We start from the raw sequence: 14747 nt of genomic DNA, 5'->3' as shown, positions 1-14747 counted from the left end.
AATAATCTCCCCGCAACAGCAAATTGCGGGGAGATATAATATTAATTATTATTCGAGTAACCACGTTCTTTTTCTAATTTGATTTTAGTTGGGTATTGTTCGCCAGTGTAACCTGCCGAACCACCACCCATTGAACTACATGCTGATATTGCTAGAGCGGCGAAGATTGCTAGAAAAATTTTCATGTGAACTCCCACGTTCTTATTTTGAATTGCATCGACATTACGATGTGAAATTCGAGTGGGATCACAAGTTAGCTTACATTTCGCTCACTTATTTTTCGTTATGAATATTGTGCTTCAAACCAGCTCTCTAAAATGACGACCGCAGACTGGTTATCGACATTACCTTTGCTTAGCGCTTTATAGCCACCCATTTCAAAAAGGTCGGCCCTTGCTTCTGTCGTAGAAAGTCTTTCATCATGCAGTTCAACATCCACACCAAAGCGTCCTTTAAGACGGTTAGCGAACTTCTTCGCTCTGGGTGTAATGGCTGCTAGATCTTTACCATGAAGGTCGGTAGGAAGACCAACCACAATAAGATTTGGCTGCCATTCCTTAATTTGCTTCTCGATATCGTCCCAGTTTGGGATGCCATCTTTTGCTTTAAAGGCTTTTAAAGGGCTTGCTGTGCCTGTGATTTCTTGTCCTATCGCACTGCCGATACTTTTCGTACCGTAGTCAAATGCCATAATTGTTCGTGACATGGGGCTTCCAAATTAATCTGTGTTTGAGAGTGTCTGTTTATTTTATTAAGCTGAGTCGGGCTAGGCGTGGCCAGCGTCTGCTGAAAGCTGAGCCGCATTGATACCTAACATTTGCACGGCAACTTTCCAGCGATCCGAAATTGGTGTATCGAAGATAACCTTTGGATCGGCCTCAACGGTTAGCCATGAGTTTTCAGTCAGCTCGGTTTCCAGTTGTCCTGGTTCCCATCCTGCATAACCAAGCGCGACCAGATAATGCATAGGTTCATCTTCTGTACCTAACACCATCAGAATATCTTTCGAGGTTGTTACCGAGATTTGATCCGTCATGTTGATGCTGGATTGATAACTGCCTTTGGGTTTGTGCAAAATAAACCCACGGTCTTCTGCGACTGGCCCACCATTAAGTACTGGCTTATCAAGGCTTGCTTGGTTGGGTTTCGGCTGTTCAGAATCAACCTCAACTTGCTTAAGCATGCTGCCGACAGTGACATCGATAGGAGCGTTGATCATTAAACCCATCGCACCTTCGTCATTGTGTTCACAAAGATAGATCACTGAATTTTGAAAGTATGGATCTTTCATTCCGGGCATAGCGACCAGAAAGTGGTTCGTTAAATTCATAGAGCCTCCTGCCAGTGAGTTCCCAGTAAAGGAAAAAGAGCGGCGTAAAGCCGCTCATTGTTCTTTGCCTAGATATTTTTGTGTTTTCGAATAGCTAAGGCTTTCTTTAGTTTAGGCTATTTAGCGTTAACGCGACGCTCGATTGCATCCATTAATTTGCCCGTTACCGAAATATCAAAAGCAGCTTCAATTTCACGGATACAAGTAGGGCTTGTCACGTTGATTTCAGTCAGCTTGTCGCCGATAACATCAAGTCCGACAAAGATTAAGCCCTTCTCTTTTAGTGCAGGTGCAACCGCTCTTGCTATAGCCCAATCGGTTTCACTTAGCGGACGAGCTTCACCTGTACCACCAGCGGCAAGGTTGCCTCGAGTTTCCCCTTTAGCAGGAATACGCGCTAGGCAGTAAGGCATTGGTTCACCATCAACCACAAGAATACGCTTATCACCATTGCTGATGTCTGGAACAAAGGTTTGTGCCATTGCGTAGTTTTGACCATGGTTAGTCAAGGTTTCAATGATCACTGATACGTTTGGATCGCCTTCTTTTACTCGGAAGATAGACGCGCCGCCCATGCCATCAAGTGGTTTTAGGATTACGTCACCGTGCTCTTCTCGGAACGCTTTAATCTTTTCAGCTTTACGAGTCACGATGGTGGTTGGTGTCAGTTCAGGGAACCAAGCCGTGAACAACTTCTCGTTACAGTCACGTAGGCTTTGTGGCTTGTTTACGATCAGTGCACCGTTCTCTTCAGCACGCTCAAGAATGTAAGTTGCGTAGATGTACTCAGTATCAAACGGAGGATCTTTACGCATCAGTACCGCATCTAAATCGGATAGCGCGATAGTCTGTTCTGATTTGAACTCGTACCAACCGTTTGGATCTTCTTTTAGTTCAACAACCTTAGTGTCAGCAATGGCTACGCCTTGATCTAAATGCAGATCATCCATTTCCATGTAATGGATTTCGTAACCACGACGCTGAGCTTCAAGCATCATGGCAAAGCTAGAGTCTTTTTTGATGTTAATGGATGAAATTGGATCCATTACGATGCCAAGTTTGATCATTTTTTTCTCCTAGCCTAGATCGCCAAAACGGACTTGTAAGGCAGTAATTGCGGTTAGAGCTGCTGTCTCGGTACGAAGTACACGTGGGCCGAGTAGCGTCTCTTCAAATTTGTATTGTTCTGTCATGCCGATTTCTTCAGCTGACAGTCCGCCCTCAGGACCGATCAATAGGCGTACCTTACTGATGGGTTCTGGAAGGGTATTAATTGAGTATTTTGCACGAGGATGCAGATTTAGCTTTAACGCTTCACTCGGTTCGCTGCACCAATCTTCAAGTTGCATGATTGGGCGAATAACTGGAACCGTATTACGGCCAGATTGTTCACATGCTGCGATAGCAATCTTTTGCCATTGCGAGAGTTTTTTCTCGAAGCGTTTAGTATCAAGCTTAACGCCACAGCGCTCTGAAATCAGCGGGGTAATGGTGTTGACACCAAGCTCAACTGATTTCTGAATCGTGAATTCCATTTTGTCGCCACGTGAAATCACTTGGCCTAAATGTAAGTTTAACGGAGATTCGCTGCTACGCTCGATACGTTCAGTAACATTAACTGTGACGTTCTTTTTTGATACCTCAGCAATTGTCGCAGGGAATTCAGCGCCACTGCCATCAAATAGAAGAACATCTTGACCTTCTTTCATACGAAGGACTCGACCAACATGACCCGCGGCATCTTCGCCTAAAGCGAGTGAACCTAACTGATGAATGCGTTCTGGGTGATGGATACGAGGGATTCTCATGCTGGTAAACCTATAAATAGTGTCATTTGGGTATTTTGTCTCTGCCTAACATGGATGCTTTTAGTTGAAAAAACAAGGGTAGAGCAAGAGTTTCAGGGGCAATTCTGAAACTCTTGTTTGAGATGGAGGCAATTGGAGATGTTGGTTGCCTGCGTCGTGTTATTTACAAGCAGGGAAAACAAATGGGTTGTGATTACCTTGGATCGCATAGATTCGCTCATCACGAGTACATTCCCACTTATCGACAGGGAATTGCTTGTTCCACGCCATCATCAGGTTAGTCTGCTGCTTAGAGAGCTTGAAACCATACTCTTGGCTCATGTAAAGATAAGTACGCGCGATAGAACCTTTTGCTCTATCTGGCGGCATCACCTTACGCTGTTTGAAGTTGACCTGCATTTCACACTGACCGTAGCTCACGCCATCCATTCCATTCCACTGACTAAAATTGTAATTGGAGCGATCACCGTTAACCTCGCCAATTGCCGGAGTCAGGTTGTGAAGATCGGCTTCCATTGATTTGAATATTTTGTCATTGCGAGTGCAATTCTTACGTCCGCCATCTTGCCAGCACTGACGCTGGTGGCCAAATTGCCAAGCTGGAACCACGTGCTCCCACTCAATACGGGAAGCGCGCTTTTGCTGTTTTCTCACTTGATAACCACAGCCGTCAAGGTCGGGGATACCTTTCTTTTTGTCTTTCCAAGTGATGTCGCAACCACAATAAAATGAAGTCGGGTGATCGAGATAAATCTTCACGGCTTCTTTTTTTGCTTTGGAGAAGGAGCTTGGTGGAGCGGCGAAAACGCTTTGGGTTACCAGTAGGCCAAATACTATTGATAGGTAAAAGGACACCGATATGCCAAATACTTTTAGAGTGGTTTTTTGCATAGAGAAAGACTGATGAAAGTATGATAAACAACAGTCTAGCACTCAAATGTTAGTTCTCTCTATTACATTTATTCTCGTTACCTTGTGAGCTTAAGACTTAGCTCAATTGAAGACCGGTAAAAGCTAAGGTTTGCTGGCATTGTTGGCAACGATAAGTTGATTGGTTGCGGATGACTTTGTTGTGTCTTCTAATCGACAGGGGATAAGTAGTGCAATCACAGCGGTACTCAAAGGTTTTTCCTTGCACTGAGGTGATCTCCAAGCTGTGGGTGGTTCTGGCCGGTACATTGAATACCTTTTCCATGACGTATTTCCACTCATTCCCGTGAGGCCGAACTCGTCCGAAGACCTGATGTGTGATCAGATGTGCGAGTTCATGAGGCACGACTTCGTTAATAAAGGCGTCTTCATTTTCGCTGAATAGCACTTGGTTGAGTTTTATCTCGTTTAATTGGAGGTAGGCTTTTCCCGCTGCCTTTCCTCTTAACTTGTAACTGACGGTTGGGCATGGAAATTCACGAGAAAAATGTTGATTAGCAATAGCTAGGCATTCGCCAAGTTTTTTATTTACTCGATGTTGTTGCGGGGTGTAAGACAAGCGTTGTTAACTCCAAAAAAAAGCCTCAGCGTTTAAGCTAAGGCCTCATCATAACATTGCTCATCAATCGTGAAACGATTTAAACGTGATGTTTCTTTTTGATGATTTCGTGGTAAGCATGCCACGTTCCGTAACCAAGTAATGGCATCGTGACAATCATACCCACACCGTAGGTCGCGAAGCCGACTAAGATACCAGTACCAATGATACCCGCCCAAACCACCATCGCAGGGATGTTCGATTTAACGGCCTTGAAGCTAGTAAAGATAGCGCTCATCACATCAACACGTCTTTCCATCATCAATGGAATCGAAAATGCTGAGATGCTGAATATGAGACTCGCGATAACTAATCCAATCACCGAACCAGTAATAAGGAATGGCGCAAACTCGCTTAATGGTGCGCCTTGTACGGAAGGGTAGAGTGCATGTAATAACGCAGCAATCCGCATCCAAAATATCATTGCAACCATCAACACAATCGCAAAGGCCCATTGGTGCGTGGAGTTGCGAGTAATTGCCTTCATTGAGTGGAACAAACTTGGGGAATGTCCTTTCTCTCTTTCCCAGCTTGCGTCATACAGGCCCAGAGCAAGAAAGGGGCCTATCAACATATAGACTATCAAGCTTGGCATGACGACTAGGTGTGTCCCTTGCCATTGGACTAGTTGCACGATGGCGATGGCCGCGGCCATGAAGCACAATCCGTAAAATGCGCTGATTATTGGCATTCTCACTAAGTCATGTAGTGCAAGCGATAACCAATGGAAAGGGGCGGATATGCTTACTTGGTTACAAGGAATGGTGCGAGCGTAATCCTGATCGCTGACCTTGTGTTTCTTATCGTTCAGTTCGGATGGGTGTACAGTACGAGGCATATATCCCCCTAGTTAAATAACGTCCTAGTTATAGTTCCATAAGGCTCATCGGTGTGGCTTTTGTGAGAGTTATGGTGTTGAGCTAAATTGCTCTTTTTCGTCCCAGTTATTGTTCTAGCGTGCATTTAACGAGAGCTATCAGACTGAATTACTTTGAGTTAAATGTGAGCTTGATCGCCTAGGAGTTACCTTAACTATTGTCAGTAGTGTTCGAAAACACAAATTATCGGCGGGTTTTTATACTAAGTGGTTAACGGTAAAGGCGTCTTTTGAAAGGTGGATAGATTAGCGTGGGAGAGGTAAGTACATAAAAATAAAGCCCTTACTAACAAGTAAGGGCTTTAAAGAAGTGATTTGCTTTGGCTAAATTATTTTAGGCCAGCAAAGTCTGCAAGCATTGCTGCTTTGTCAGTCGCTTCCCAAGGGAACTCTTCACGACCGAAGTGACCGTATGCTGCAGTCTGCTTGTAGATAGGTTGAAGAAGGTTCAGCATCTCTTGAAGACCGTATGGACGTAGGTCGAAGTTTTGACGAACGGCTTCAATGATGATTTCGTGAGCTACTTTCTCAGTGCCAAACGTTTCAACCATGATAGATGTTGGATCTGCAACACCGATAGCGTAAGACAGTTGAATCTCACAACGGTCAGCCATGCCAGCAGCAACGATGTTTTTCGCAACGTAACGAGCTGCGTAAGCTGCAGAACGGTCAACTTTTGATGGATCTTTACCAGAGAATGCACCGCCACCGTGACGAGCTGCGCCGCCGTAGGTATCAACGATGATCTTACGACCAGTTAGACCACAGTCACCCATTGGGCCACCGATTACAAAACGGCCTGTTGGGTTGATGAAGAAGTTAGTGTCTTTGTTGATCCACTCTGAAGGAAGTACTGGCTTGATGATCTCTTCCATTACCGCTTCACGTAGGTCAGGTGTTGTTACTGAATCACAGTGTTGAGTTGAAAGAACAACAGCATCGATACCAACGATCTTACCTTGGTCGTATTGGAACGTAACTTGAGATTTCGCATCTGGGCGAAGGAAGTCAAGTTTGCCGCTCTTACGTACTTCAGCTTGCTTCTTAACAAGAAGGTGAGAGTAAGTAATTGGAGCTGGCATTAGGATTGGTGTTTCGTTAGTCGCGTAACCAAACATGATACCTTGGTCGCCTGCGCCTTGATCTTTAGGATCGGCTTTATCAACACCTTGGTTGATATCTGGAGACTGCTTACCAATTGTGTTTAGTACTGCACAAGAGTCAGCGTCAAAGCCCATATCAGAATGAACGTAACCAATGTCACGAACTGTTTCACGAGTGATTTCTTCGATATCAACCCATGCAGACGTTGTTACTTCACCGCCAACCATAACCATGCCGGTTTTTACGTAAGTCTCACAAGCAACACGTGCTTTTGGATCTTGTTCCAAGATGGCATCAAGAACAGCATCAGAGATTTGGTCTGCAATTTTATCTGGATGGCCTTCTGAAACAGATTCAGAAGTGAATAGGTGCTTAGCCATGAGAGCTCCACTTTTAGTTTAGTTTTTAGTTGCAAATAGTTAAATGCAAATAATTTCAGGCGTCGCAAGCTAGGAAGCGCCGCCATTAAATACAGTATATTTTGTAGGTGTTTCTACATCTAGACGGCTATTCTAAATTCCAGCGGTCGAATTACAAGCTCTTTTTTATGATATGTCATAACTAAACGTTTGCGTATCGGTCGAGATAAGGCATTCCTAAGTGATGTAAATGTTCGAAAATTGCGAAAAATGACCGTTAAAATGCCAGTAAAACGTTTGCAGTCGCTAAAGTCGTTTGAGAGAATACCCGCGCTAATAAAAATGAAAATTTTAGCATCAATCTCTTTTTTAAATCGCTTATGTACTCAGGAGCAGACATGCCTTCTCGTAAAGATCTAGCCAATGCAATTCGCGCACTTAGCATGGATGGCGTTCAACAAGCAAATTCAGGCCACCCTGGCGCACCTATGGGTATGGCTGACATCGCTGAAGTTCTTTGGCGTGGTCACTTGAACCACAACCCAGCAAACCCAGAGTGGGCTGACCGCGACCGTTTTATTCTGTCTAACGGCCATGGTTCAATGTTGATTTACTCTCTGCTTCATCTTGCAGGTTACGAGCTTTCAATTGAAGACCTTAAGAACTTCCGTCAACTGCACTCTAAGACGCCTGGTCACCCAGAGTACGGTTACGCTCCTGGTATCGAAACGACTACTGGTCCTCTAGGTCAAGGCATCACTAACGCTGTTGGTATGGCGATGGCTGAGAAAGCATTGGCTGCACAGTTCAATAAAGAAGGCCACGACATCGTAGACCACTTCACTTATGCATTTATGGGTGATGGTTGTCTGATGGAAGGTATCTCTCACGAAGCATGTTCTCTAGCGGGTACGCTAGGTCTTGGTAAGCTGGTTGCTTTCTGGGATGACAACGGCATCTCTATCGATGGCGAAGTGGAAGGTTGGTTCTCTGACGATACTCCCAAGCGTTTTGAAGCATACGGCTGGCACGTAATCCCTGCTGTTGATGGTCACGATGCTGACGCTATCAACGCGGCTATTGAAGCGGCTAAAGCGGATCCTCGTCCAACACTTATCTGTACTAAAACTATCATCGGTTTTGGTTCTCCAAACAAAGCGGGTACGCACGACTGTCACGGTGCTCCACTAGGCGCTGATGAAATCACAGCAACTAAAGCGGCACTTGGTTGGGAACACGGTCCTTTCGAAATTCCAGCTGATATCGCAGCTGAGTGGAATGCGAAAGAAGCAGGCGCAGCGAAAGAAGCAGCTTGGAATGCTAAGTTTGACGCATACGCAGCCGCTCACCCAGAGCTAGCAGCAGAATTTAAACGTCGTACTAACGGCGAGCTTCCAGCTGAATGGGAAGAGAAAGCAAACGCAATCATTGCTGATCTTCAAGCTAACCCAGCAAACATCGCATCACGTAAGGCATCTCAAAATGCTTTAGAAGCGTTCGGTGCTATGCTACCTGAATTCATGGGCGGCTCTGCTGACCTTGCGCCTTCTAACCTAACTATGTGGTCTGGTTCTAAGTCTCTTGAAGCAACTGACTTCTCTGGTAACTACATCCACTACGGTGTGCGTGAGTTCGGTATGACTGCGATCATGAACGGTATCGCTCTGCACGGTGGTTTCGTACCATACGGCGCAACGTTCCTAATGTTCATGGAATACGCGCGTAACGCTATGCGTATGGCTGCTCTGATGAAAATTCAGAACATCCAAGTTTACACGCACGATTCTATCGGCCTAGGCGAAGATGGTCCTACTCACCAACCGGTTGAGCAAATCGCATCTCTACGTCTAACTCCAAACATGAGCACATGGCGTCCATGTGACCAAGTTGAGTCTGCTGTTGCTTGGAAACTGGCAATCGAACGCAAAGATGGTCCTTCTGCGCTTATCTTCTCTCGTCAAAACCTAGCACAACAAGATCGTGACGCTGAGCAAGTAGCTAACATCGCTAAGGGTGGTTACATCCTGAAAGATTGCGAAGGCAAGCCTGAGCTTATCCTTATCGCGACGGGTTCTGAAGTTGAGCTAGCGGTTAGCGCTGCTGCTGAATTAACAGCTGAAGGCAAGAAAGTACGCGTAGTTTCTATGCCTGCAACTGACGCATTCGACAAGCAAGACGCGCAGTACCGTGAGTCTGTACTTCCATCTGACGTTACAGCACGTATCGCAGTAGAAGCTGGCATCGCTGACTTCTGGTACAAGTACGTTGGCTTCGGTGGCAAGATCATCGGTATGACAACGTTCGGCGAATCTGCACCAGCAGGCGAGCTATTCAAGATGTTCGGTTTCACTACTGAAAACGTAGTAAACACAGCGAAAGAACTTCTTGCTTAATCATTAACTGATGGCCTTGTGCCAACAGTGAAGTGAAAGAAAAACCGAGCGCTAAGCTCGGTTTTTTTGTATCTAGGATTTGTTTTCTCCTAGACTCATCTTTATAAGCAGCAGATCAATCTGTCATGAACAAGCTGAGTTATTCAAGTAATGCCTTTTGGGTAGGATTCAGTTATCATCTGTTGCACGAAATTTTGGTTAGATGTACGGAACTATGCTAAAAGTCGCGATAAACGGATTTGGACGAATAGGGCGTAATGTATTGCGCGCTGTCTATGAAAGTGGCAAAAGCCAACAAATCAAAGTAGTAGCTGTCAATGAGCTTGCTCAGCCTGACGCTATGGCTCACCTATTGCAATACGACACCAGTCACGGCCGCTTCGGCAAGAAAATCTCTAACGATCAAGAGCACATCTATGTTCATCATGGTATTGGTGCTGAAGATAAAGGAGAGTTCGATACGATTCGTATCTTACATCTTGCTGATATTGAGTTGTTGCCTTGGCGTGACCTCGAGGTTGATATTGTTCTCGATTGTACTGGCGTTTACGGTTGCCGTGATGACGGCCTAGCGCACATTGCTGCGGGGGCGAAAAAGGTGCTGTTTTCACATCCTGGTGCTAACGATCTGGATAACACCATTATTTACGGTGTGAATCACGACACGATCACAGCTGACCATCGAATCGTTTCCAACGGTTCATGCACGACTAACTGTATTGTCCCTATCATCAAGGTGCTTGATGACGCCTTTGGTATTGAGTCCGGCACGATTACGACCATTCACTCTTCTATGAATGACCAGCAAGTGATCGATGCGTACCACAGCGACCTTCGTCGAACTCGAGCAGCAAGCCAATCAATCATTCCTGTCGATACCAAATTGCATAAAGGTATTGAAAGAATCTTCCCGAAATTTTCTAACAAATTTGAAGCGATATCTGTGCGTGTGCCAACGGTAAACGTCACTGCGATGGATTTAAGTGTCACAATTAATGCAAATGTGAAAGTTAATGACGTAAATCAAACCATTGTTAATGCATCCCAGTGTACATTACACAATATAGTTGACTATACTGAAGCGCCGCTCGTTTCCATCGATTTTAATCACGATCCCCATAGCGCAATTGTTGATGGTTCACAAACTCGAGTGAGCAACGGCCACTTAGTGAAAATGCTGGTGTGGTGCGACAATGAATGGGGCTTTGCAAACCGAATGCTGGATACGGTTCTTGCAATGGAAGCTTCTGAAGGCAAGAAGTAAGACCTAGAAGCAAATGTGTGGATTATTTATTTTTTAGCTTGAATTAAATGCTAAGTGTCCACATATTACTAGTAGTTAAAGAATTACCAGTTGAATAATTTATAGGCTTAGCAGGGTTGCTGAGTTTCAAAAACTTTATTTTTATTTAAATTTGAGAGGACAAATCATGTCTGTGATCAAGATGACTGACCTGGAACTTGCAGGTAAACGCGTATTTATCCGTGCTGACCTAAACGTACCAGTAAAAGACGGTAAAGTAACTTCAGATGCACGTATCCTAGCATCTCTACCAACTATCAAACTTTGCCTAGAAGCTGGCGCAAAAGTTATGGTTACTTCTCACCTTGGTCGTCCTACTGAAGGCGAATACAACGAAGAGTTCTCTCTAGCTCCTGTAGTTAACTACCTAAACGACGCACTAGACTGCGAAGTTAAGCTAGCGAAAGATTACGTAAATGGCCTAGAGCTAAACGCTGGCGAACTAACTGTTCTTGAAAACGTTCGCTTTAACAAAGGCGAGAAGAAGAACGAAGAAGCACTTTCTAAGCAATACGCTGCACTATGTGACATCTTCGTGATGGACGCATTCGGTACAGCTCACCGTGCTCAAGCTTCTACTCACGGCGTTGGTACTTACGCTCCTGTAGCATGTGCTGGTCCTCTTCTAGCTGCTGAGCTTGAAGCGCTCGGTAAAGCAATGGACAACCCAGCTCGCCCACTAGTGGCTATCGTTGGTGGTTCTAAAGTTTCTACTAAACTAACTGTTCTAGAATCTCTTTCTAAAATCGCTGACCAACTTGTTGTTGGTGGTGGTATCGCGAACACGTTCATCGCTGCTGAAGGCCACAACGTAGGTAAGTCTCTATACGAAGCTGATCTAGTTGAAACTGCTAAGAAGCTAATGAAAGAGTGTGCTATCCCAGTAGCGACTGACGTTGCATGTGCTAAAGCATTCGACGAAAACGCAGAAGCTGAAATCAAGCACGTTTCTGAAGTTCAAGACGACGACATGATCTTCGACCTTGGCCCAGATTCAACTGCAGCTCTAGCTGAAATCATCGGCAACGCAAAAACAATTCTTTGGAACGGCCCTGTAGGCGTATTCGAATTCAAAAACTTCGAAGCGGGTACTGCTGGCATCTCTAAAGCAATCGCTGACTCTGAAGGTTTCTCAGTAGCAGGCGGTGGTGACACGCTAGCAGCTATCGACAAGTTCGGTATCAAAGCAGATGTTTCTTACATCTCTACTGGCGGTGGCGCTTTCCTTGAGTTTGTTGAAGGTAAAGTACTTCCTGCAGTAGCAATGCTTGAAGAGCGTGCTAAAGCATAATTGATTTAGAAAGGCGAGATGTGAATCTCGCCTTTTAACGTTTGCTGCATATCACACTTTTTTGCTAGAATGGCATAAGTTGTGAGCAAACGATTGCAAATTTTTAAACTTAAGTTTTTTAATCTTAAAACGATAGAATAAATAGGACTATTTCCATGTCTAAGATCTTCGATTTTGTAAAACCTGGTGTGATTTCTGGCGATGACGTACAGAAAGTATTTGAAGTAGCAAAAGCAAACAAATTTGCTCTTCCTGCAGTAAACGTAATCAACACTGATACTATCAACGCTGTTCTTGAAGCTGCTGCTAAAGCAAAAGCTCCAGTTGTTGTTCAGTTCTCTAACGGCGGTGCTGGTTTCTTCGCTGGCAAAGGCGTTAAACTTGAAGGTCAAGGCGCACAAATTCTTGGCGCTGTAGCTGGTGCAAAATACGTTCACGCAGTAGCAGAATCTTACGGTGTTCCAGTTATTCTTCATACTGACCACGCTGCTAAGAAACTTCTTCCATGGATCGACGGTCTACTAGACGCTGGTGAAGAGTTCTTCGCACAAACTGGTAAGCCACTATTCTCTTCTCACATGCTAGACCTTTCTGAAGAGTCTCTAGAAGAGAACATCGAAACATGTGCAGCTTACCTAGCTCGCATGGCTAAACTAAACATGACAATCGAGATCGAACTTGGTTGTACTGGTGGTGAAGAAGACGGCGTTGATAACTCTGATATGGACGCATCTGAGCTTTACACTTCTCCTGAAGATGTTGCATACGCATACGAGAAACTAAACGCAGTTAGCCCACGTTTCACTATCGCAGCTTCTTTCGGTAACGTACACGGTGTTTACCAAGCTGGTAACGTTGTACTTACTCCAACTATCCTGCGTGACTCTCAAGCATACTGTGCTGAGAAGTTTGGCATTGCAGCTGACGCTCTTAACTTCGTATTCCACGGTGGTTCAGGTTCTTCAGAAGCTGAAATCCAAGAGTCTATCGGTTACGGCGTTATCAAAATGAACATCGATACTGATACTCAGTGGGCTTCATGGGATGGCGTTCGTACTTACGAAGCTGAGAACCGTGATTTCCTACAAGGTCAAATCGGTAACCCAACTGGCGAAGCTGCTCCAAATAAGAAGTTCTACGATCCACGCGTATGGCTACGTGCTGGTCAGTCTTCAATGGTTACTCGTCTTGAGAAAGCATTCGCTGACCTTAACGCTGTAGACGTACTGTAATTCTTTGAATTAAGTACTTTTTAAGTTTTAAAAACCCGCTCATTGAGCGGGTTTTTTTATGTCTGATAAAAACTTGTATTAAATATGTGAAAAACCTAGCGTGCGGTGAATAAATTTCGTAGTCTTTTAGTTATCGGTATTTGTGTTTATTGGTAAGTTTTATTAATTCAAAAGCTTACATAAATATGACTTTGCAATCTGTCAAAGATAGGATATCGTGCCGAAAAACTGAACTTGGTTCAGTTTATAAAAAGGACTTGGCTTTAATTTACTTTTAACACAACGACTTAACGTAAATTAAACGGTTTATTTTGTTGTTGGGTAAGTTTGGCTTAAGGCAGTTTAGCTCATAGCATATTATATAGAGGATGCACATTATGGCTGATAGTTCGACAGCGCTTGAGACTCCAATTGTGGATGGTTTGTCTCACGCAGAGCAGTGGTTAACAAATAACTCAGATCTGTTTATTCAATACGGTGTAAACATTATCTCAGCACTGATAATTCTATTTATTGGTAACCTTATTGTTAAAGCAGTAGCGAATAGCGTGTCTAAGGTTCTTCAGAAGAAGAAAATGGACAGAGCAGTTGTGGAGTTCGTCCATGGTTTAGTTCGTTACTTGTTGTTTGTTATTGTTTTAATTGCTGCACTTGGTCGTTTAGGCGTTCAAACTGCATCTGTGGTTGCTGTTATTGGTGCGGCTGGTTTAGCGGTAGGCCTAGCGCTACAAGGTTCACTATCTAACTTTGCAGCTGGCGTACTTATCGTTGCATTCCGTCCATTCAAGTCTGGTGACTACGTGGAAATTGGTGGTGTGGCAGGTTCGGTTGATTCAATTCAAATCTTCCAAACAGTTCTAACAACGCCAGACAACAAGATGGTAGTAGTGCCGAACGGTAGCGTTATTGGTAGCCCAATCACGAACTACTCTCGTCATGATACGCGTCGTATTGATCTAATGATTGGTGTTTCTTACAACGCCGATCTTCAAAAGACAAAAGCGCTACTGACTAAGATCTGTGAATCTGATGAGCGTGTACTGAAAGAGCCTGGTGTTCAAGTTGGTGTTCACACACTAGCGGATTCTTCAGTTAATTTTGTCGTTCGTCCATGGGTTAGCACTGCAGAGTACTGGAATGTTTACTTCGACCTGATGCAAGCAATCAAAGAAGGCTTGGATAATGAAGGTATCGAAATCCCATTCCCGCAAGTGGATGTACACATGAATAAAGTAGAAGCTTAATTTCTAGTTAGTTTTTATAGCTATAAGCTTTTATAAGGAAAGGCGGATAACTTAGGTTATCCGCCTTTTTTGTTGGTTGTACGTAGCTCGATCGGCCTTACCAATACTGTTCAATTAGCCCATTAGCGAGCACAAGTGCAATGGCAAACATCATGGTCGCTACTGCGATATCAATGCCTTTCTTAACCTTCGGTTTAGATAGCGTTGGGCCTAGCTTCGCAGCGCCTAATGACAAAGAGTAAAACCACACGAATGAAGCCTGAAGTGGTCAAGTAAAA

General features: G+C 44.3%; 14 protein-coding genes and 1 pseudogene. 5 read left to right on the top strand and 10 right to left on the bottom strand.

Translation table 11 applies throughout. The annotated features are described in order from the left end of the window. Positions 1 to 41: 41 nt before the first annotated feature. The 9 genes from BCT49_RS25965 to metK all read right to left on the bottom strand — a co-directional run bounded on the left by BCT49_RS25965 (position 42) and on the right by metK (position 7027). Positions 42 to 185: a hypothetical protein gene (locus BCT49_RS25965; RefSeq protein WP_198595904.1), complete on the bottom strand. Its 144-nt coding sequence runs from the start codon at positions 183 to 185 to the stop codon at positions 42 to 44. A 98-nt stretch (positions 186 to 283) separates the two neighbouring features. Next, positions 284 to 706: a Holliday junction resolvase RuvX gene (gene ruvX / locus BCT49_RS25420; RefSeq protein WP_004735480.1), complete on the bottom strand. Its 423-nt coding sequence runs from the start codon at positions 704 to 706 to the stop codon at positions 284 to 286. Between the two features lie 60 nt (positions 707 to 766). After that, complete coding sequence (locus tag BCT49_RS25415) at positions 767 to 1330, bottom strand: YqgE/AlgH family protein (RefSeq protein ID WP_054547449.1); 564 nt, start codon at positions 1328 to 1330, stop codon at positions 767 to 769. Between the two features lie 116 nt (positions 1331 to 1446). After that, the gene (gene gshB / locus BCT49_RS25410; RefSeq protein WP_004735482.1) at positions 1447 to 2397 is read right to left on the bottom strand and encodes a glutathione synthase; all 951 of its coding nucleotides are present in this window, start codon (positions 2395 to 2397) and stop codon (positions 1447 to 1449) included. A 9-nt stretch (positions 2398 to 2406) separates the two neighbouring features. Then, positions 2407 to 3138 (bottom strand): 16S rRNA (uracil(1498)-N(3))-methyltransferase, encoded by a 732-nt coding sequence (rsmE, locus tag BCT49_RS25405; RefSeq protein WP_102439161.1) that lies wholly within the window; start codon positions 3136 to 3138, stop codon positions 2407 to 2409. A gap of 159 nt (positions 3139 to 3297) precedes the next feature. Then, the gene (locus tag BCT49_RS25400; RefSeq protein ID WP_102439158.1) at positions 3298 to 4029 is read right to left on the bottom strand and encodes an endonuclease; all 732 of its coding nucleotides are present in this window, start codon (positions 4027 to 4029) and stop codon (positions 3298 to 3300) included. A gap of 97 nt (positions 4030 to 4126) precedes the next feature. Beyond that, the gene (locus tag BCT49_RS25395; RefSeq protein WP_102439156.1) at positions 4127 to 4627 is read right to left on the bottom strand and encodes a SprT family zinc-dependent metalloprotease; all 501 of its coding nucleotides are present in this window, start codon (positions 4625 to 4627) and stop codon (positions 4127 to 4129) included. Positions 4628 to 4706: 79 nt separating this feature from the next. After that, positions 4707 to 5504: a DUF2189 domain-containing protein gene (locus BCT49_RS25390; protein ID WP_102439154.1), complete on the bottom strand. Its 798-nt coding sequence runs from the start codon at positions 5502 to 5504 to the stop codon at positions 4707 to 4709. 368 nt (positions 5505 to 5872) lie between these two features. Next, positions 5873 to 7027: a methionine adenosyltransferase gene (gene metK / locus BCT49_RS25385; RefSeq protein ID WP_102439152.1), complete on the bottom strand. Its 1155-nt coding sequence runs from the start codon at positions 7025 to 7027 to the stop codon at positions 5873 to 5875. A 377-nt stretch (positions 7028 to 7404) separates the two neighbouring features. On the opposite strand from metK, the gene tkt reads away from it, so the two are divergent. The 5 genes from tkt (at position 7405) to mscS (ending at position 14469) form a co-directional block, all read left to right on the top strand. Next, on the top strand, positions 7405 to 9399 hold the full coding sequence (gene tkt, locus BCT49_RS25380) for a transketolase (protein WP_102439140.1): 1995 nt from the start codon (positions 7405 to 7407) through the stop codon (positions 9397 to 9399). A gap of 214 nt (positions 9400 to 9613) precedes the next feature. Then, positions 9614 to 10663, top strand: coding sequence for an erythrose-4-phosphate dehydrogenase (gene epd / locus BCT49_RS25375; RefSeq protein WP_032501131.1), 1050 nt, complete (start codon positions 9614 to 9616; stop codon positions 10661 to 10663). Between the two features lie 166 nt (positions 10664 to 10829). Then, positions 10830 to 11993: a phosphoglycerate kinase gene (locus BCT49_RS25370; protein ID WP_029223491.1), complete on the top strand. Its 1164-nt coding sequence runs from the start codon at positions 10830 to 10832 to the stop codon at positions 11991 to 11993. 155 nt (positions 11994 to 12148) lie between these two features. Beyond that, positions 12149 to 13225: a class II fructose-bisphosphate aldolase gene (fbaA, locus tag BCT49_RS25365; RefSeq protein ID WP_004735492.1), complete on the top strand. Its 1077-nt coding sequence runs from the start codon at positions 12149 to 12151 to the stop codon at positions 13223 to 13225. A gap of 377 nt (positions 13226 to 13602) precedes the next feature. Next, the gene (gene mscS, locus BCT49_RS25360) at positions 13603 to 14469 is read left to right on the top strand and encodes a small-conductance mechanosensitive channel MscS (protein WP_029224644.1); all 867 of its coding nucleotides are present in this window, start codon (positions 13603 to 13605) and stop codon (positions 14467 to 14469) included. A 97-nt stretch (positions 14470 to 14566) separates the two neighbouring features. Here mscS and BCT49_RS25355 read toward each other — a convergent pair. Beyond that, a pseudogene (locus BCT49_RS25355) lies at positions 14567 to 14728 on the bottom strand (amino acid transporter); the annotation flags it as partial. Positions 14729 to 14747: the final 19 nt, after the last annotated feature.

Source organism: Vibrio lentus (genome assembly GCF_002875945.1).
Lineage (GTDB): Bacteria > Pseudomonadota > Gammaproteobacteria > Enterobacterales > Vibrionaceae > Vibrio > Vibrio apostichopi.
The sequence above is the reverse complement of the archived record's forward strand: the minus strand, read 5'-3'. Positions and strand labels throughout refer to the sequence as shown.